This is a genomic window from Burkholderia sp. BKH01 (assembly GCF_025685725.1).
Taxonomy (GTDB): Bacteria; Pseudomonadota; Gammaproteobacteria; order Burkholderiales; family Burkholderiaceae; genus Burkholderia; species Burkholderia pyrrocinia_C.
This window is the reverse complement of the sequence record NZ_JAOTQT010000044.1, coordinates 1-19284: the sequence shown is the minus strand read 5'-3', so window position 1 is coordinate 19284 and position 19284 is coordinate 1. Positions and strand designations below refer to the sequence as shown.

General features: G+C 69.6%; 8 protein-coding genes. 1 reads left to right on the top strand and 7 read right to left on the bottom strand.

The window, feature by feature from the left end:
* Nucleotides 1-81: 81 nt before the first annotated feature.
* On the top strand, nucleotides 82-11685 hold the full coding sequence (locus tag OEJ37_RS34035; protein ID WP_263349386.1) for an LWXIA domain-containing protein: 11604 nt from the start codon (nucleotides 82-84) through the stop codon (nucleotides 11683-11685).
* A gap of 42 nt (nucleotides 11686-11727) precedes the next feature.
* Here OEJ37_RS34035 and asnB read toward each other — a convergent pair whose 3' ends face one another.
* The 7 genes from asnB to OEJ37_RS34000 form a co-directional block, all read right to left on the bottom strand.
* Entirely contained in the window at nucleotides 11728-13695 is a 1968-nt protein-coding gene (asnB, locus tag OEJ37_RS34030; protein ID WP_175918342.1) for an asparagine synthase (glutamine-hydrolyzing), read from the bottom strand.
* Between the two features lie 280 nt (nucleotides 13696-13975).
* Entirely contained in the window at nucleotides 13976-15007 is a 1032-nt protein-coding gene (locus OEJ37_RS34025; protein ID WP_263349383.1) for an EscU/YscU/HrcU family type III secretion system export apparatus switch protein, read from the bottom strand.
* A gap of 18 nt (nucleotides 15008-15025) precedes the next feature.
* On the bottom strand, nucleotides 15026-15835 hold the full coding sequence (gene sctT / locus OEJ37_RS34020) for a type III secretion system export apparatus subunit SctT (RefSeq protein ID WP_152865458.1): 810 nt from the start codon (nucleotides 15833-15835) through the stop codon (nucleotides 15026-15028).
* Entirely contained in the window at nucleotides 15829-16530 is a 702-nt protein-coding gene (locus tag OEJ37_RS34015; protein ID WP_263349380.1) for a hypothetical protein, read from the bottom strand. The genes sctT and OEJ37_RS34015 overlap by 7 nt, the downstream gene beginning before the upstream one ends.
* Nucleotides 16523-17905, bottom strand: a complete 1383-nt coding sequence (gene sctN, locus OEJ37_RS34010) for a type III secretion system ATPase SctN (protein WP_263349378.1) — start codon at nucleotides 17903-17905, stop codon at nucleotides 16523-16525. The genes OEJ37_RS34015 and sctN overlap by 8 nt, the downstream gene beginning before the upstream one ends.
* Nucleotides 17902-18531, bottom strand: a complete 630-nt coding sequence (gene sctL / locus OEJ37_RS34005) for a type III secretion system stator protein SctL (RefSeq protein ID WP_175918346.1) — start codon at nucleotides 18529-18531, stop codon at nucleotides 17902-17904. Before sctL ends, sctN begins: the two co-directional genes overlap by 4 nt.
* A complete protein-coding gene (locus OEJ37_RS34000) occupies nucleotides 18513-19250 on the bottom strand; it encodes a SctK family type III secretion system sorting platform protein (protein WP_175918347.1) in 738 nt (245 codons plus the stop codon). The genes sctL and OEJ37_RS34000 overlap by 19 nt, the downstream gene beginning before the upstream one ends.
* Nucleotides 19251-19284: the final 34 nt, after the last annotated feature.

Genomic DNA, 19284 nt, shown 5'->3' with positions numbered 1-19284 from the left:
TCTCCTTACACTTGAAAGCTGGTAGCGCGACGGACTGCGCGCCTGGCGTCGCGCGCATCGCGCGGTTCAACGGAGACAAGCATGCTGTTGATCGACGGAATGGGATTGGGCGTCAACTGGCAGCGCTTCCTGTCGGAAACGTTGAATCCGGTCGTCGCGCCCCCGCCACCGCCCCCTCCGCCGCCGAAGCAGGACGACCCGGCAGCCGGCCCCGCGAACCCGGTTGCCGCACCGCCGATTCCCGTCAATGCGTCGCTGTCCACCGATCCGTCGAAGCCGACCAACGCGGAGATCACCGACGCAACATCGCTGATGCAGCGCATGGCGGCGCAATATACTGCGCCGCCACCCGACATCACCGTCGAGAACAAGATGACGCGCGCGGTGCAGCAGGCGGTCCAGGAAGCCCAGACGAAATACGACGACGCGTCGAAATCGCTGCAGGGCGCGCAGAACGTGCTGCACGTGGTCAACCGCGATCCCGAATCGACGCCCGATGCCCGCAAGGCCGCGCAGGCCGATTACGCGAAAGCGCGCACGGCGGCCGACACCGCGCAGCGCGAGCTCAACGTGACGACCGACGCCGGCTACATGATCCTGTATCGCGAACAGGCCGATGCGGATATGCCGTCGGGCATCCAGATCGACGACGACGGCAACGTGACGAACCCCGGCGACGCGCAGAATGCGGCCAACCAGAAGCTCAAGACGCTGCAGGCCACGTTTCCCGAACACGCGAACGACCCGAAGTGGGTGCCGAAGCCGGGTGACTGCAAGACCCCGGCGCAATCGAAGCTTTACGACGACTGGCGAAGCGCCGACGCGCACGCGGCCGCCGGTACCGCGAAATACTTTTCGGATCTGTCGAACGCGTATCTCGCGCGCACGCAGCTTCAGTCGTATCTCGTCGATCCCGGCTACAAGGGGGCGCTCGACGCAGGCATCAGCCGGCTGAACACCGTGCTGGGGAAGCAGGATCGTCAGGTGATCCTGCCCGACGCGCCCGATTCGCCGGACGCCGCGCAAAAGGCCGTCACGGCCGCGGCGAAATCGGCGAACTACACGAACGCGGCAGTCGCCGCAGCCAACGACAGCATCGCGCTCGCGCAGGCGCAACAAAAATTCGACGTGGTCGCCGGCAAGCAGGGCACCGTGATCGTCGCGCCGAATTCGGTACCTGACGCCAACGCCGCGCTCAAGCGCGCGCAGACGGCGGCAAGCACAAGCGGCGGCTATCTGCAGATGCTGGCCGCGCAGCAACAGGTCGACCACGCACAGGACAACTGCACGGCCGCCCAGCAGGCATCCGACAAGTGGCACAAGGACAACCCGCAGCAGCCGCGCCGGCCGCTCGTCGACGCGAAGGTCGATCTCGATCTCGGCGCCGCGTACGCGAAGCTCTACCAGGCGAAGCAGCAGGCGGGCATTGCGCACGACGGCTTCGTCGCCGCGTACGGCGCGACGCTCGCGCAACAGTACGACGATCAGGCGTCGAAGATCAGCGCGCAGGTGAAGGCGCAGCAGCCGCTGCTGAAGCCGTTTTTCCAGCAGCCGCCGCAGTTGACGTCGACCGTCGCGCAGCCAGCCCCCGCATCGTCGCTGTCGACAGCCGCCGGCACCGTGCCGAGCACGAGCCCGTTACTGCCCACGGCCTTCGCGCCCCCTGCGCCGGCAGGCAAGAATGCCGCGTCGCCGCCGACGTTCCTGCCGCTGACCGACCCGTCGCGGTCGCTGACGCCGCCGCCGGCCGCGCCGAGCGGCCCCACGCAGCTCGATGCCACGCGCCTGCAGGTGGTCGCCGGCGCACTGCGGATGGCCAGCAACCGGCTGTCGGACGACGTCAATTCGCGTGCAGCCGATGTCGCACTGAAGAACGCGCAGGACGACGTCGATCAAGCAAAGAGCGCACTCGCGGCCAAGCAGAAGCAGTACGACGAATGGGCCGCCGCCAACCCGGCGCCGGTGCGGCTGCGCACCTTGCCGGACGGCGACGTGATGCCGGCGCCGTCGTATCGCCCGAACCTGTATCAATCCGAGCTGAACGACGCGCGGGCCGCCGTCGCGAAGGCGGAGAACGCCGTTCCGCAACTGAAGCTGCTGAGCGACACGTCGCGCCAGCAGGTGCTGCTCGATCAGTTCGACGCGGGCCTCGACGAGCGGCTGCGCTATGTCGACGAGAAGTCCGACGCCGCGGACGACCACAAGAAGGCGATGCACGACTTCTACGAAGCGCATCGCACCGAGATGTCGAACGCGATGCTCGACGCGGCAAGCCTGAGTACGCAGAACGGCGGCACGATCGCGTTCGGCTCGCTCGGCGACAACCAGCAGCGCAACCTGATCGGCATCGCGCTCGGGCAACAGCCGGACGTGCCGTCCGACACGTCGTCGCAATCCGTATCGGCCGCCGACGATTCGGTCGCGCGCTTCGTCGACAAGGACAAGCTGGCGGCGATCAACACCGTGCGCGACAAGCTGCTGTCGGTCGGCGGCGGCAAGGACACGCAGATCAGCGTGCTGCCGATGGTGTATGCCGCGAACGAGACCGGCACGACGACGAGCGCGCTGTTCAAGGTAACGGACAAGGGCGGCAACACGCACTACATCGACGAATCGGCCGGCAACTACGACAGCATCAACGACTATCTCGACAGCAACCAGCTGTCGTCGGACGGCACCGTCGACATCCTGACCGGCCACAACGCGGACGGCTCGCAGCAGGTCGTGTCGAAAGCCGCGCACCACGACAGTCCGCTCGACCCCGCGCTGAATTTCTTCACGGGCACCGGCGTCAACATAGGGATGCTGCTCGGCGGGATGGCGCTCGAGGTGATCGGCACGGCGCTCGACGGCACGGTGATCGGCGCGGCGATCGGCGTGCCGCTGAACTTCATCGGCGCGACGATGACCTACACGGCGATCGGTTCCGCGATGACGAAGGCGGGCCTCGATCTCGCCAACCGCTTCGAGCACGACCAGAGCATCAGCCCGTTCGACGCCGGCGCCCGCGCCGACTACATCAACCTCGTGCCAATGGCTGCCGGGGGCGCCGCGAAACTCGCAGGCACGAAGCTGTTCGAACGCGCGGTCACGACGAAGGTCGCATCGGTCATCGCCAAGGGTGCGGGGCGCACGGCGTTCGTGACCGGTATCGCCGGCGCCGGCGAGGCGTTCGTCGAATCCGGCGTCGACCTGTTGCACGGCAATACGAAGGCGGCTGGCGAAGCGTTCGAGTCCGGCGTCATCAATACCGCGCTGATGGGTGCGGGCGTCGCGAAGCAACGCGCGGTCACGGGCATCCGCACCCGCACCGGCCGGCCGATTGCCGCGCACACGACGGATGGCAACGTCGTCAAGGTCGATGACCAGACGATCGGGCGAATCCTGAACAAGGACGGCGCCGCATCGTTGTCGGCCGGCCGCACGCGCGCGACGCTCGACGGCGAGGCCGTGAAGGTCGCACCCGACGGCGTACTGATGGTCGGCGACAAGACGCTGACCTACGAAGACCAGCCGATCCGCGTGCTCGACAAGACGTCGGCAAAGCAGATGCCGCCCGGCAAGTCGGTGGTGCTTGGCCAGGACGGCACACTGTCCGTCGTGTCGGCGTCACCGAAGGCCTGGTCCCACGGCACGCGGGTCGACAGCGTGACGGACACCGGCGAGCGCATGACGTTCGGCCCGGACGGCGCCGTCGGCACGACGTCGAACATCGTCGCGAAGTCGCGGCTCGACAGGCTGGAGCAGGTCATCGACCACGGCAAGGAACTGCACGAGCAGGTGCGTAATGCCATGATGCGGGCGGCGCGCGAACTCCGGCAGGCCGCCGCCGACGGCGAAAGCGTGAATGCGGCGACGAATGCCCGCAGCGCGCAGCGCACGAGCCAGACGCGCGCACGTGTCGACCGGCAGCACGACGAAGCCGACACGGACCGCACGGCGGCCACCCGCAGCGCCGACGCGAGGGCACCGGGCGCACGGGCCGCCGATGTCGACGAGCCGGCTGGTCCCGGCACGCGCACGAAGCCGGACGGCACGCCGCCGCGCGTCAACGTGAGGGTCGTCGACCTGACGAACGAAGCGCCCGCCACGCGGCCGGCGACGTCCGACCCGGCCGGCATCGCGGTGCCGCGCGGGCCGAGCGTCGCGCCGATGCAGATCGGCGAGCGCACGGTCTATCTCGTGCGCAACGGTGCGGCGCACGATCCGGGCACGCCTGCCCCGCGTCCGCAGGATCTCGACGAGCCCGTGATCGTCGTGGCCGGCGAGCACGACGCGGCACTCGCGCCCGAGCTGGCGAACCGCTGGCAGAGGCCCGTCTATGCGGCAGCGCCCGACGCGTTCGGCGCCGATGGGCAGTTGCGCGCCGATGCGCGGGTTCTGCGCTTCGATCCGGAGCCGGAAACGGCGGCGATGGCAAGCGGCCTTCCCGCAGGCGCCGCGGCCGAAGAAGCACCACCGGCATCGTCGCGCCCCGCCGCGCCCGACGAGACGGTGGTCATGCTCGCCGGCAAGCGCGGGCCGAACGAGCCGGCGGTGCCGCGCACGGTCGCGACGCCCGAGCCCGTCACCGCGCACGACGGCATATTCAGCGCGCCGAACCGCGTGCTCGTGGTCGTCAAACCGGACCACCCCGCCGTTGCCGAACCCGCGGCCGAACGCGCAGCGGATCGCGGTACGGCCACCGCCCCCCCGGGCGACAAGACACCCGCCGAAACCGCCGGCGGCAAGACGGTCCGCACGAATGCCGGCGACGCACGCCCGCCCGCGCCGACCGACGACCCGGAACACGCGGTATCCGCGGAAACGCCCGGCAGCGCGGCGCCCGATTACGCCGCCCCGCATCCCGGCTGGATCACGCGGATGCAGATGCGTCTGGGCGGCGCACCGCTGCCGGAAGCCGTGCAAGCGCTCGCGATGCAGTCGGGCACGCTCGCGACGCAGTTGCGCATGCTGCAGGACGCCGGCTGGCGCGTGACGATCGGTAAACGCGGCCGAGGCAGCCACGTCGATACGCGCAAACGCCGCGTGACGATCGATGGCGGCCTCCGCGATCCCGGCAGCATCACGTACGTGCTCGCGCGCGAAACGCGCAAGGCGGTCGAAGCGATGGCCGGCGTGCTGGACCACGACTCCGGGCAGCGCGGCGGCTTCACGCGCAAGGCGCTCGAGGCCGAGGCGCGCGCGCAGATCAGCGCGTTCGAGGCCCGCTACGAAATCAGGCTGGCCGGCGGCACCGACATCGCCGCGCACATCGTTCACCCGGACGCAATCGCTCGCGAAGGCGCGAGCTGGCGCGGACGGTCGCACGACTACGCAGGCACGGTCGACCGGCTTGCGAGCACGCTGGGCGGCGTGCATACGTCGGGCGCGGAAGGCCGGACCTATCGCGAGTTCTACAACGACGTCTGGTCGCGCCAGAAGGGACGCGGCGGCATGCCGCGCCGGATGCCGGCGCCGCGGATGGACGAAACCGGCGCCGTGCCGCGCGGCGTCGCGCGCTTCGACGCGCGCGTCGCATGGAGCCGCGCGCATGCCGAGATCGCCTCGCCGTACCGCGCAGGCGAGCGACCCGATGCTGCCGAGCTTGCCGCCGCGCGCACGCGTCATTTCACGATCGACGCCGGGCGCCGCGTGGTCGTGCTGCACGCCGACACGCGCGCGGACGGCACATTGCTCGCCGACGGCCAGCCGGTCAGCGCGCACGAATACATGCTCGACATGGCGCCGCCGTTCGTGGTGCCGGAAGGCTATGCGATCGTGCTTGCCGCGAAGCACGACGGCGCCGCGCATGCGGCGCGGCTCGCGAACCTGTGGCAACGGCCCGTGTTTGCCGCACCCGCGGAGGCGGTCGGTGCGCACGGCGCGCTGCTCGACACCGGCACGTTCCATCGTCTCGATCCGGCGCCCGCCGCGCCGCACGATCTCGGTCCGCTGAACGCCGACCCGCTCGGCGTCTATGCGCACGGCGACCGCAACGCGCGTGTCGACGTCGCACACGAAGCCGGCGAACTGCTCGGCTCCGGCGGCGAAAAGACCGTATTCGCACTCGGCGACGACGCCGCGCTCGGCATCTACGATCGCCACGCACACCGCCCTGCATCCGGTCATGTGCGTGCGGCCGTCGACGAACGGCTCGCGCTCGACGATCTGCGTTCGTACGGATTGCAGACGGTCACGATGAGCGGCCCGTTCTCGGTGCTCGGCCGCGTCGGCGTCCTGTACCGCCCGCTCGGCGTCCTGCATACGCACACGATGGCCGCGACCGGCACGCTCCCGCGCGTCGTCACGCGGGCCGCGCTGGAACACGTCCGGAAGATTCGCACGGTCGTCGAACGCGAAGGCCTCGCGTTCGACCTGCAGGGCATCTTCACGCGCAAGGGCGACTTCCTGCTGAGCGATCCCGGCCCGGTCTCGCGCGACCCGATCGAACACCTGACGACGCTCGAGAAACTCACCGAACTCGAACGGATGCTCACGCGCGGCCTCGCACAGGGCGACATCGCCGTCGCGCGTCCTGTCATCGCCGACACGCTGCCGCCCGACGCGTTCGTTCAGAAGCCGTCCGTCATCACGCAGATCCGGATGCGGTTCGGCGGCGCGCCGCTATCGAAGGAAGCGCTCGCCCTCGTCGACCGCTCGACGCTGCTGAGCGCTCAGCTGGCACATGCGCAGGCCGCCGGCTGGAAAATCGTGGTCGGCCGGCCCGGGCGCGGCAGCCGGATCGATACCGGGAAGCAGCGCATCGTGCTCGACGGCCGGCTGCGCCATACCGGTACGCTCGTGTATGCGCTCGCGCACGAAGCACAGCATGCGGTCGAAGCGATCGCCGGACGCCTGCTCGACCACGCCTCGACCGATACGCCGGTCGATCGCGCGCTGATGGCCGAAGCGCGTGCGCAGGCGAATGCGTTCGCAGTGCGCCGCGAGCTCATCGACGACATGGGCATCGATATCTCGAAGGATGTCCTCCTGCCCGACGCGATCGCTCGCGAAGCCGACCGCGTAATGCCTGGCGACGAAGCCGGACTCCGCCGGCTCGCGGACGCGTTCGGCGACGCCGAGCCGTCGGTGCCCGGCTATGCGAGCTATCGCGACTACTACGCGAGCCAGATCGCACACATGCAAACCGGCGGCGTGCCGCGCGAAATGGCAGCGCCGGCGTCGCTGCCGCAGCAGCAGCCGGCGCGCGGACGCGCGGCCCGGAAGGCCGCCAAGCTCGAACAGCGCGCGCTCGATCTGCTCGCGACGCACGGCAAGCGCGACCTGATCCGCATCGACGGCGACCAGCTCGACAGTGTCGACGCGATGAAGGAAGCGTTCGGCAAAGACGCGCACGTGCTGATCGCACTGCGCACCGACCGCCCCGCCGACCGGCTCGATGCGATCCATCCGCAGCCCGAATTCATCGCGAGCTTCCGGACGAACGCACACGGCAAGTTCGTCGACAAAAAGGCCGCATCGGCCGATATCGATCAGAACCTGTTGCAGCACGCCTTTCTCGCACTGAAGGACAAAGGCGCCGCGGGCCGCGGGAATTACGATTACTACGTGTCGACCGTCGCGCTCGCCGAGTTGCGCAAGTACGGCGGCGCCGCACGGATCAACGCGTACTTCGGCGAACGCCGCGCGTGGGACGTCGAGCCGTCGGACACGGGCGTCGACGCGGAAGTCGTCGAGAACGTGAACCGGCTCGACAGCGCGCCGCGCTTCCTGCGGCCGAAACCGGCGGCTCGACACGATCCCGGCGCGGGGACGACGGTCTATGCGGTCGAACGCAAGACCGGCAAGGTGCTCGGCTACGCGACGCGCGATGGCGCCGGGAAATGGACGTACGTCGAAACGACGACGCTCGGCAACGCAAAGATCGAATCGCGCGAACTCGCCGCCGCGTTCCTGCGTCGCTTCCGCACATTGCCCGGCGGGCGCCGCGGCGTGCATTTCGTCGTCGCGAAGGTCGCGCACGACGTCGTCGAAAGCTATGGCGGCTTCGCGCCGGCCAAAATGCGCCGCCCGCTCGACAACCCGAAGACGCCGTGGTCGAAGCCGGACGCGTATGTCCAGCGCACGCTCGGATGGACGCGCCCGTCGCTGCGGCACGAGAACCGCGCGGCAGCCGATGCGGGCGTGCCGCACCTGCTGCCGACGACCGCGGACACCGCGCTCGACTTCAACGCGCAGCACGCGAGCGAACTGTTCAGCGCGCTCGAGATGGGCAAGATCCCCGACGGTCACTACGTGTACGTGTACGACCACGAAGGCACGGTCACCGACGTGCTGAGCGGCTCGCTGACCGGCGTCATCGCGGTCGAGAACGGCACGGTACGCTGGTACGACGACGTCGATCGGTTCCGCGACCCGGACAACCCCGGTCTGCCGCTGGATCGGGCAACGATCGGCCGCGGGCCGTATGGGGGCAATCAGCATTTCCTGCTGTCGAGGCTCGCGCCCGATGTATTCGCGCCGCGCGCCGCCGCGATCAAGGAAGCCGCCCGGCAAGCCGCGCAGCCGGCGGCGGCCGCCGCGCCGCTCGTTGCGAGCCGGGGCGGTCAAGGTACGCAGGCAGGCAAAGGCGGCAACGCCGGCCGAGCGGGCCGGAAAGGCCGGAATGCCGCGCGCGGCAACCGGCAAACGAAACCGGCCGCGGTCGCGCCGGCGAAGCCGCCGGCCGTGCCCGCCGTCCCGCCCCCGAAACCGATCGCACTCGCGCCGTACCAGCCCGCGTACGTATCGGGCACGATCGTCGAATCGGTCACGCGCTACGGCAAGGCGAAGATCGCCGATTTCGCGTCGACGCTCGAGCGTCTCACCGAATGGGGCAAGCGCGACGTGGGGCGTAAGGAAGGCAACGGCCTCACGTTCACCGACCAGCCGAAGGCCATCCTCGCCGATGCCGTGCTGGCGAAGAAGATCTTCGGGACGCTGCACATGTGGCGCGAAGCGTCGAGCCTCCACCCGCACGGCGCCCTCACCCGGTCCGCGGGCAACTGGGCGACGCGCGGCGTGCAATGGATCGGCGCCGCGCGCAGCACGGACAGGAAGCTGATCAAGCGCTACGGGAAGCTGCCGCCCGACCTCGCCGACCGTTTCGTCCCGATGTCGCGCTCGTTCTCGCTGCGCGACAACCCCGACCAGATGATCCGGTACATCAAGCGGTATGGCGGCGCGCTGCCGGCCGTCGCGCTGCAGGTCGATCCGTATTCGCTCGCCGCGGCGATGGGCGCACTGCAGGATCCGGGGCTGATCCAGCGGGCCAAACGCTTCGGCGACCCGTCCGGCGCACACTACGACGACGATACGGCGACGCTCACGCGCACGGCCCCTGACGGCACGCAGCACGTGCTCGAACTCGACGATCTCGCCCATCTGCACAAGTGGCTCACGGCGGCATCCGATTACGGCTTCCTGCTGCGCATCGAAGCGGCGCCATCGCGGCCGCTCGTGTCGCGGGAAGACGGCCATGCGATGGCCGGCACGAACAACGGCTACGCAGAAATGCGGCGCATCGGCGAATCGCTCGAGGCATGGGCGGCGCAGAACGACGGCAAACCCGCGCCGCTCGTACTGCTGACCTTCCACGGTTCGGACGCCGTGCTCGAGCCTGTGCCGGGCGAAGGCCACGTCGCATTGCTCGACGCAATCCTGGGCCGCAAACAGCTCGACTGGGTTCATGTCGGCCTGTCGTGGGGCACGCACGGCGACGACTTCATCGCGAACGCGGACCTGACGCGCGCACTGGCGGCGAAGATCGTCGACTATCAAAAGAATGCGCCCGAAAAATTCGCGAGACTGCACGGCGGCGATGCGCTGACGCGCGTCTTCGAGCCGGTCGGTGCGCAGGATTTCGCGAACCAGCAGCGATTCCTGTTCACGGAAATCGAGCGCATCGCGAAGAAAACGCACGCGATGTCCGACGCCGACATCGCCGAATTGCGCGATGCGCTGTACGAAGGCAATACGTCGGCGCTGCTGAATCTGGCGCGCCGGGCCACGAACGAGAAGGCAAAACCGCTGTGGGACAGCAACGCGCGCCTCAATCCGCTCGCAAAACTGGCCCGCGAGGCCGGCAAAGGGTGGCTCGGCCGTCACGGCAGCAGCGTTCCCGCGCGGCCGTTGCTGGCATCGGTGCCGGCGCCCGACAGCCATCAGTACTGGAAGACGGTCACCGGCCAGAAAGCGTTGCAGTACGACGACTCGCTGCCGATCGGCGCCGCCCGCAAGGCCATTGCGCAACCTGCCAGGCCGACTTCCGAAACGATCGACGAAGGGAGTGCGCGGCTCAACGCGCTGCGCGTGCACCGGCTGTCGAAAGACCCGTCCGACATGCGCAAGGCGAAGATCGCGAGCGGGACCGTCCTCGGCATGTCCGGCCTGATCGGCCTGGGCGCTGCGGTCCACTGGCTGGACACGACCGCGCTGGGTAACGCGTCGTCGTCGTTTCTGCTCGCGTCGCGTCTCGGACGCGTGTTCCAGGTGATGCATCAGGGCGCGATCCGCAGCCTGCAGTCGGGCGATCCGAAGGCAGCGGTGGCGGCCATCACGCACCTCGGCGCCACGCTCGCCCGTCAATTCAACTCGACGACGCACGACTACGGAGAACATCGGCTTCGCCAGCTCGAGGCCGCGGTGCGCCACGCGCAAGCGAAGGCGACGCAATACGTCGAGCAATACCGGCACGGGACGATGAGCTTCGACGATGCCAAAACGAACATCACGGCGCTCGCCGACGACGTGCTCACGCAAATGCAGGGATTCGTCGGCGGCACGTCGCTTCAGCAACTGCATGCGGGCAATCCGCGCAGCCTGCTGGGTATCACGGGGCGCGCGGGCACGACGGTCGCGTCGGTTGCGTCGGTCGCGAGCGGCATTCTCAAGATCGCCGAAGCGCACGGCGCGCATGCCTGGTTCGACGTCACGGCAGGCTCGACAGCCATCGTCGGCGGCGTGCTCGGCACCGCCTACGCCGGTGCGTCGCTCCTGATGGTGTCGCGGCGCGTGAACGCGGACAAACGCAGCCGTGTCGTGCGCCTGCTCGATTCGACGGGCGACTTCGCGTCGGTCGCGCTCGGTGGATTCTCGACCGCGTCCTACTTGGGCAAGGACCAATACAATCTTGCGTTCGCGACCGGCACCATGACCGCGCTGCTGCTCGCCGGCCGGCTCAATACGCACTTCCCGAACGCGACGCCTTTCGTCAAGAAGATCCCGACCGCGGTGGTGATGATTCCGGTCGCCGCATTCGGCTACAAGTTCGTCATCGGCATGGCGCCTGTGATCGGCGGCATGTTCAACTGGTTTTTCGGCGGCGGATCATCGCAGTCGAACGTCGCGCCGGGCGCATCGCCAAGTGCGTCACCGAGTGCGTCACCAAGCGCCTTGCCGTCGCCTTCGGCGAGCGCCACGCCGTCGCAGCCGCAACCGTCGCAAGGCACGCCATCGAACCCGCCGTCGCCGTCGAACGCCCCGCAGCCCTATATCGTGGTCGCCGGCGATTCGCTGTGGGTGATCGCAAGCCGGAATCGCCAGTCGCTGCTCGACGCCGCGCACGTGTCGCGCGCCGATCAGCAGGCGATGACGCCCGGCGAACAGGATGCGCGCGCGCTGAACGAAATCCTGCAGCTCAATCCGTCGACGGCGCGCGATCCCGGTCAACTGGCGATCGGCACGCCGCTGGTCGTCGGATGACGGTCGGCCCGCGCGCCATGGACGGCGGGCGTGACGATTCCGTCACCCCGCCCGCTGCGCCTCCAGCCACGCCTGGAACATCAGCACCGTCCACAACGGATGCTGCCAGTTCATCCGGCCCGTCTGGTGCTGCCGCCACAGGCGCTCGACCGCGGCCGCATCGAAGAAACCCTCCTCGCGCAACCGCGACGGCCGCAGCAGCGCCTCGGCCCAGTCGCGCAGCGAGCCGCGCAGCCAGTGATCGACGGGCGCGCAGAAGCCCTGCTTCGGCCGGTCGATCAGCGCGGACGGCACGTACTGGTCGAGCAGCCGGCGCAGCAGCGCCTTCGACTGCCCTTCCGGCAAGCGCACCGACGCCGGCACGCGCCACGCGAATTCGACGACGTGATGGTCGAGGAACGGCATGCGCGTCTCGAGGCTCACGGCCATCGCCGCGCGGTCGACCTTCGCGAGAATGTCGGTCGGCAAATACGTGAGCGTATCGATCGCCATCGCCTGCTCAGCGAAGCTCAGGTGTGCGGGCCACGCGGACACCGTGTCGAGCGGCGTCGGCGGCTCCTGCCCCGACAGCGCGATGCGCTCGGGATGATGCACCGACGACATCAGCAGCCGGTACAGGCCGATGCGGCTCTCGGCCGTCATCACGTGGCCGAGCTTGTGCAGGCGGTCGCCGATGCGCGACGCCGATTCGCGCGCCTCCACGCCGCCCCACGCGCCCTGCGCGACGGCCGCGAGCTGGTCCGCGTGATCGGGCCGCAACGCATGCAGCGCGGCGGCGATCCGCGCGCGCACGGCGGCCGGCACGCGATGCAGCTTGCGCCACAGGCGCGGTGTCAGGAAGTAGCGCGTATAGCCGCCGAACAGCTCGTCGCCGCCGTCGCCGGACAGGCTCACCTTCACATGCCGGCGCGTCAGCTCCGACACGAGAAAGGTCGGGATCTGCGATGCATCGGCGAACGGCTCGTCGTAGATCGACGGCAGCTTCGGCACGACGCCGAGCGCATGGTCGGCGGTCACGTAAAGCTCGGTATGCCGCGTGCCGAGATGGCGCGCAACGGCCTTCGCGTAACCGGCTTCGTCGTAGCCGGCTTCATGGAAGCCGATCGTAAACGTGTCGACCGGCGTCGCCGATTGCGCCTGCATCAGCGCGACGATCGCCGACGAATCGACGCCGCCCGACAGGAACGCGCCGAGCGGCACGTCGGCTTGCATCTGCCGCGCGACGGCCTGGCGCAGGATCGCGTCGAGCTGGCCGACGGCCTCGTCGGCACTGCCCTCGAACGGCTGCTCGCGGCCGCTCTCGATCGCCTGTTCGAGCGTCCAGTACGCGCGCACGCGCGGCGTGTCGCGCGCATGCTCGAACTGGATGTACGTGCCGGGTGGCAGCTTGTGGATGCCGCGATAGATCGTGTACGGCGCGGGCACGCTCGACTGGCGCAGGTACAGGCACAGCGCGTCGCGGTCGACCGTGCCGTCGAAGCCCGGATAGCCGCGCAGCGCCTTCAGCTCCGACGCGAACACGAGCGCGTCGCCGATCCGGCCGTAGTAGAGCGGCTTCTCGCCGATCCGGTCGCGCGCGAGCGTCAGCACCCGCGACTCGCGATTCCACAGCGCGAACGCGAACATGCCGGTCGCGCGCCGCAGCGTCGCCTCGACACCCCACGCGACGATCGCCGCGATCAGCACCTCGCTGTCGGAGTGGCCGCGCCACGCCGGTGCGCGCCCCGCGCGCTCGAGCTCCGCGCGCAGTTCGCGATGGTTGTAGATTTCGCCGTTGAAGACCATGACGTAGCGGCCGCACGCGGATGCCATCGGCTGTCGGCCATGCACCGACAGGTCGACGATCGCAAGCCGCCGGTGGCCGAGTGCGATGCCGGCTTCCGGATCGACCCAGATGCCCTGCCCGTCCGGCCCGCGATGCGCGAGGCTCGCCGTCATTCGCGCGAGCGTGCCGCGCGCTGTCTCCTCATCGCAGGCGACGCTATTCAGAAAGCCGTCGATTCCGCACATTTGATTTGTCTGCCCCTGTTGACCTGTTCCGTCACGCATGGCGCAACCTCGCGGCCCGCCGCCAAGCGTGACGATCGAGCCATATTACGAAGAAATAAATCAGCAATAATTCACCGATGAATTCCGGCCACCTCCGGAAAAAAAATGACGTCAAGCGCCGCGCACGCATGGTCGCGCAAAGGGCCATATCGAAACGGAACGGAGGGTCGCGCAGGCACGCGGGCCGAGCAAAAAGGGGACAGCATGCCGCCACGCCTGTCGCGGCCCGCCGCGGCGTGCGTCAAGTCGCGCCAGTCGCCCATTTCAGCAACTGCGCGACCTCGCGGAAATGCTGCTGCTGGATCGTGCCGTTCTCGGGTGTCGTCTCGTACAGCGCCTGCGCGAGCCCGACGTTCGCGAGCGTCGGGCGCAGCGCGTCGCGCGCGTGCCGCACGATCCGCTCGGCTGCCTCGCCTTCGCCGCGCGCGAGCACCCACGGCAGCGTGCCGATCCCGCCGTAATAGAGCGCGACCGCGACGCGCGGCGAATAGACGACCACCGACGCGAAACCGATCCGGTCGGGCAGCGACGCGAACTGCGCTTCGCGCGCGAGCTGCCGGCGTTTCGCCTCGATGTGCGGATCGCCCTCGTCCTCCTTGTGCTCGCGCCGCACTTCGTCGATCGACATCTTCATCTTCTGGTTGAACTCGTGGCGCTGATGCACGATGTCGATCAGCGCCATCACGATGTAGATCAGCGCGGCCCATCCGAACAGCATCATCAGCAGCTTCACGATCAGCGCAAGGATCGACATCGGCCGCGTGAAACCCGATTGCACCGACGGGTCGAGCGACTCGACGATCAGCCAGCCGAGCGTCGCGGCGAGCAGCGCCGTCTTCAGCAGCATCTTCGCGAGATTGACGAGGTTGCGCATCGACCACAGGTTCTTCAGCCCCTCGGCCGGATTGAGCCGCGACAGTTGCGGCACGAGGCGGCTCCACGCCATCACGCCGCCGACCTGCACGAAACCCGCGAGCAGGCCGGCCAGCAGCCCGGCCGCGACGATCTGCGCGGACAGCGTCGCCCAGTCGCGCGCGGCGCCGTCGATCAGCACCGCGATCCGTGCGGACGGGTCGGCCGCGCCGGTCGCGTCGAACACGAGCCGGAACAACGCCTGCAGCCGCGCGAACAGCGCGCCGATGCCCACCGCGAGCGCGACGCATACGCCGACGAAGAACGCCGACGAAATCGTTTCCGCGCTCTTCGGCACATCGCCTTTCTCGCGCGCCTCGCGCAGGCGCTTCTCGGTCGGCTTCTGGTCCTTTTCGGCCATGTCGGCTCCGTCGCGCGCTCACGCGCCGCCGTGCGCGGCGAACAGCGCGCGCAGCAGCGCCATCAGCCCGCTGTCGGGGCTCAGCAGCGAATGCAGCGACGCGTACACCACCGGCAGGAACAGCACCATCATCAGCAGCGCGAGCGCGCTCTTCAGCGGCTGCGAGAACACGAAGATGTTGAGCTGCGGCACCGCGCGCCCGACCAGGCCGATGCCGAGCTCGACGAGCACCAGCACGATCGTCACCGGCGCGGCGAGCTTCACCATCCATTCGAAGATCGTGTCGGTCTGCCGCACGACGAAGGTCTGCAGCATCGACGAGAAATCCGGGCCGAGCGAGCCGATCGGCCACCACGCGTACGACTGCGCGAACAGTTGCACGAGCACCTGCAGGCCGCCGGCGGTGACGAACAGCGCGATCGCGACGAAATTGAGGAAGCCCGACGTCGGGCCGCCCTCGTGCCCGCCCATCGGATCGAAGAACGCGGCGCTGCCGCTGCCCGTCTGGAAGTCGATCAGGTAGCCGACGCCCTGGATCGCGAACAGCACCGCGCTGAATGCGCCCGCGAGCAGCATGCCGACCACTGCCTCCTTCGCGACGAGCAGGCACCACATCAGGAACGGCAGCGCGGCCACCTGCGCGGCGTCGATCGCCGGCGCGACGAACGCGGCGATCACGACGGCGATCCCGTTGCGCACGAGCCCCGTGATGATCTGCTCGTTGAATACCGGCACGACGAACATGATCGGCAACAGGCGCGGCATCACGTAGAGCAGCGGCCGCAGCGTGCCCGCGACGTCGTTGAAACCCGCGGCCTGGTCTAGCATCGGCGCTCCGCGGCGGCGGGCGGCGCGGGGTCGTCGGCCGGGGCTGACGGGGCAGTTGAGGCAGTTGAAACAGTTGAGGCAGTCACGTCGGCTGCGCCGGCTTCCGCATCGGCCGGCTGCGCGGCCATCTCCGCATCGAACGCGGCGGCCTCTGCCGGCTGCGCGGCCGCGTGGCCGGCCACATCGCCCGCCGCGCCGCCCCATACCCCGGCCGTCGCGAAGCGCCGCACCGCATAGCCGTCCGCGACTTCGTCGGACTCGCGCTCGACCCGCGCGGCGCGCGCGTGCAGCGCCTTCTCGCCGGCCTTGTCGAGCTTGTCCTCGGCGGCCTTCGCCTTGCGCGCGGCACGCTGCAGGTCGGCGAGCGTCGCCTCGTGGCCGCGATGCACGTGCGCGGCCTCGCTCACCGACGCGTTCGCGGTACCGATGTGCCGGTCGAACGTACGCGTGTCGGCCGCCGCGTTCTGCAGCGCCCGCGCCTCGCGCACGTCGTCGGCGAGCCGCGTCTGGATCGCGGCCTTCGCGGCGACCTGCTGCGCGAGCTGCGCATGCGCGGCCTCGAGCGCGCGGCGGCTCTGCGCGGCGATGCCCTGCTGGCGCGCGGCCGCGACGCGCGCGATCTGGCTGCGCATCTCGCGCACGCGCTTCAGGCGCGCGAGCGTGGCGAGCACGAGGCGGTCGTCGGCTTCAGACATGATCGTTCGCCAGCTTCGTCAGCTTCGCGAGCAGCGCGTCGAAATGCACGTCCTCATGCGACGCCTGCGCGCAGAACGCACCGATCGCGTCGCGCGCGCGCAGCGCGAGATCGCCGAGCCGGTCGCTGCCTTCGCGATACTCGCCGATCTGCACGAGCAGCTCGATCTCCTGGTACTTCGCGATCAGCTCGCGCACGCGCGCGGCCGCATGCTGGTGCACGCGGCTCGCGACGAGCGGCATCACGCGCGACAGGCTCGCGAGCACGTCGATCGCCGGATAACGGTTCGCGAGCGCGATCTTGCGCGACAGCACGATATGGCCGTCGAGGATCGAGCGCACTTCCTCGGCGATCGGGTCCGATTCCTCGTCGCCTTCGACGAGCACCGTGTAGAGCGCGGTGATCGATCCGTTCGCGCCCTGCCCCGCGCGTTCGAGCAGGCGCGGCAGCACCGCGAACGTCGACGGCGGGAAGCTGCGCCGCGTCGGCGGCTCGCCGCTCGCGAGGCCGACCTCGCGCTGCGCGCGTGCGAAGCGCGTCAGCGAATCGACGAGCAGCAGCACGCGCTTGCCCGCATCGCGGAAATGCTCGGCAATCGCGGTGGCGACGAGCGCGGATTTCACGCGCTCCATCGCGGGACGATCGGACGTCGACACGACGACGATCGAACGCGCGCGCACCTCGGGCGACAAACTGTGCTCGATGAATTCGCGCACCTCGCGGCCGCGTTCGCCGACCAGCGCGATCACGTTCACGTCGGCCTGCGCGCCGCGCGCGATCATCCCGAGCAGCGTGCTCTTGCCGACGCCCGACGGCGCGAAGATGCCGACGCGCTGCCCGACGCCGAGCGTCATCAGCCCGTCGATCACGCGCACGCCGGTCGGAAACGGCGTGTCGATCATCTGGCGCGCGAGCGGGTTCGGCGGATCCCGCTGCGTCGATACCCACGCGGCGCCCGTCACCGGCCCGCGATCGTCGAGCGGCCGGCCGAGCCCGTCGAGCACGCGGCCGAACAGCCCTTCGCCCACCGGAAACACATGCTCGCGCCCGGACGGCACGACAATCGTCTCCGGCGACAGCCCGGCCACGTCGCCGAGCGGCGTGAGCAGCGTCGTCTGCCGCGAAAACCCGACCACCTCGGCGAGCAATGTCGGCTGGTTCGGCGTGCGAAGTTCGCAGATCTCGCCGAGCCGCGCGCGGATGCCCGTCGCATTCAAAATCTGCCCGACCGCATGGTTGACGCGGCCCTGCACCGACACCGGCGAGAAAAACGCGAGCCCCGCGTCGAGTTCGCCGACGAGGCGGCCGCGATCGAACGGCGCGCCGTCGTCGTCGCCGCTGCCGAACGGCTGCATATCGTCGAGCGGCGCGTTCATCGCGCGGCGCCCTTCAGCGCGTCGCGGCGGATCGCCTGGCGCAGCGCGTCGATCTGCAGGTCGAGGCTAGCGTCGATGCGCCCGGACGGCGTCTCGACCGTGCACGCATGGCGTTCGAGCTGTGCATCCTCGACGATGCGGATCTTCTGCCGGTTCGATTGCCCCGCGAATGCGCCGTCGAGCGCGTCGCGCATTTCGTCCTTGCGGCCGGGCGCGACATGCACGACCAGGAACGCCTCGTCGCGCACGAGCGGCGCGATCCGCGCCAGCGCGGCCTCGTACAGCTTCTGCGTGCTCATCTCGCCGACGATCGCGCGCACGGCCTTCACGACGATGTCGGCCATCGCGTCCTTCATCGTCTCCATCGTGCGCGCGGCGGCGAGCGCCTGCGTGTACGCGTGCGCCGCCTGCTCGCGCTGCGCGCGGCGCATCCCTTCGTCGTAGCCGGCCGACTGCCGCTTGTCGAATTCGCGCTGTGCGTCGGCGACGATGCGCGCGGCCTCGTCGTGGGCGGTCGCGATCACCGCGGACGCGTCGAGCAGCGCCGCGTATTCGCGCTCCTTGAGCACCTTGCGCTCCGACAGCAGTTGCAGGTTGTCGCTCGTGATCAGAAAAGCCAATCCCATGACGCAAGCCTCTCGGGAATCAGAAACAGGAACATCAGTTCGCCGAACTGATCGCGCTGCGCGCGATTCAGCCAGTACGGCGCTTCGTCGTCGATCGCGCGGTTGAACTTCAGGCGCGCGCGCCGCGCGACCGCGTCGCCCGCCACGCCGATGAAATCCGCGAGCAGCCGCCCGCCGCGTGCGCGGATCACGACGGGCAGCGCGGCGGGATCCGCGCGCCACGGTTCGAGCGTGTCGGCGAGCGCGCCGAATTCCGGCGCGCGTTCGAGTGCGAGTTCCAGCGCATCGCCGCCGAGCCGGGCCGCGACTTCCGCGCGGATGCGCCGCACGGTCAGCGCATCGCGCAGCCAGTTGCGATGTAGCAGCAGCCCCGCATACGACGCCAGTTGCTCGAGCGCCGCGCCCGGCAGCAGCGCGAGCCGCGCGCACGGGTTCGCGACGTCGAAGTCGTGCCGGTCGGCCACGCCGTTCGCATCGAGCAGATGCCGCGCGAGCAGCTTGCGGCCGGCCGCGCCGAATGCGTCCGGCGAGCGGTAGCGCGTGGGCCAGTCGGCCGGCACGCGCGTCACGTGCAGATAGCGGTCGGGCCGCAGGTTGAAATCGCAGACGAGCGCATGAAACGCGGCACGGCGCGCGGCGGGCGGCGGCGCGAGCGGCTGCAGCCACGGCAACTGCGCGGCGTCCGGCGCGTCGCCCGGCTGCGCGAGCGGATCGCTCATGCGCCGTCGCGCGCGCCGTCCGGCGTGCGCAGCC

What these genes read in the sequence shown, in the direction of transcription:
- sctL (WP_175918346.1), bottom strand. Translation starts at nt 18,531, where the DNA reads ATGGGATTGGCTTTTCTGATCACGAGCGACAACCTGCAACTGCTGTCG.
- OEJ37_RS34015 (WP_263349380.1), bottom strand. Translation starts at nt 16,530, where the DNA reads ATGTCTGAAGCCGACGACCGCCTCGTGCTCGCCACGCTCGCGCGCCTG.
- OEJ37_RS34000 (WP_175918347.1), bottom strand. Translation starts at nt 19,250, where the DNA reads ATGAGCGATCCGCTCGCGCAGCCGGGCGACGCGCCGGACGCCGCGCAG.
- sctT (WP_152865458.1), bottom strand. Translation starts at nt 15,835, where the DNA reads ATGCTAGACCAGGCCGCGGGTTTCAACGACGTCGCGGGCACGCTGCGG.
- sctN (WP_263349378.1), bottom strand. Translation starts at nt 17,905, where the DNA reads ATGAACGCGCCGCTCGACGATATGCAGCCGTTCGGCAGCGGCGACGAC.
- asnB (WP_175918342.1), bottom strand. Translation starts at nt 13,695, where the DNA reads ATGTGCGGAATCGACGGCTTTCTGAATAGCGTCGCCTGCGATGAGGAG.
- OEJ37_RS34035 (WP_263349386.1), top strand. Translation starts at nt 82, where the DNA reads ATGCTGTTGATCGACGGAATGGGATTGGGCGTCAACTGGCAGCGCTTC.
- OEJ37_RS34025 (WP_263349383.1), bottom strand. Translation starts at nt 15,007, where the DNA reads ATGGCCGAAAAGGACCAGAAGCCGACCGAGAAGCGCCTGCGCGAGGCG.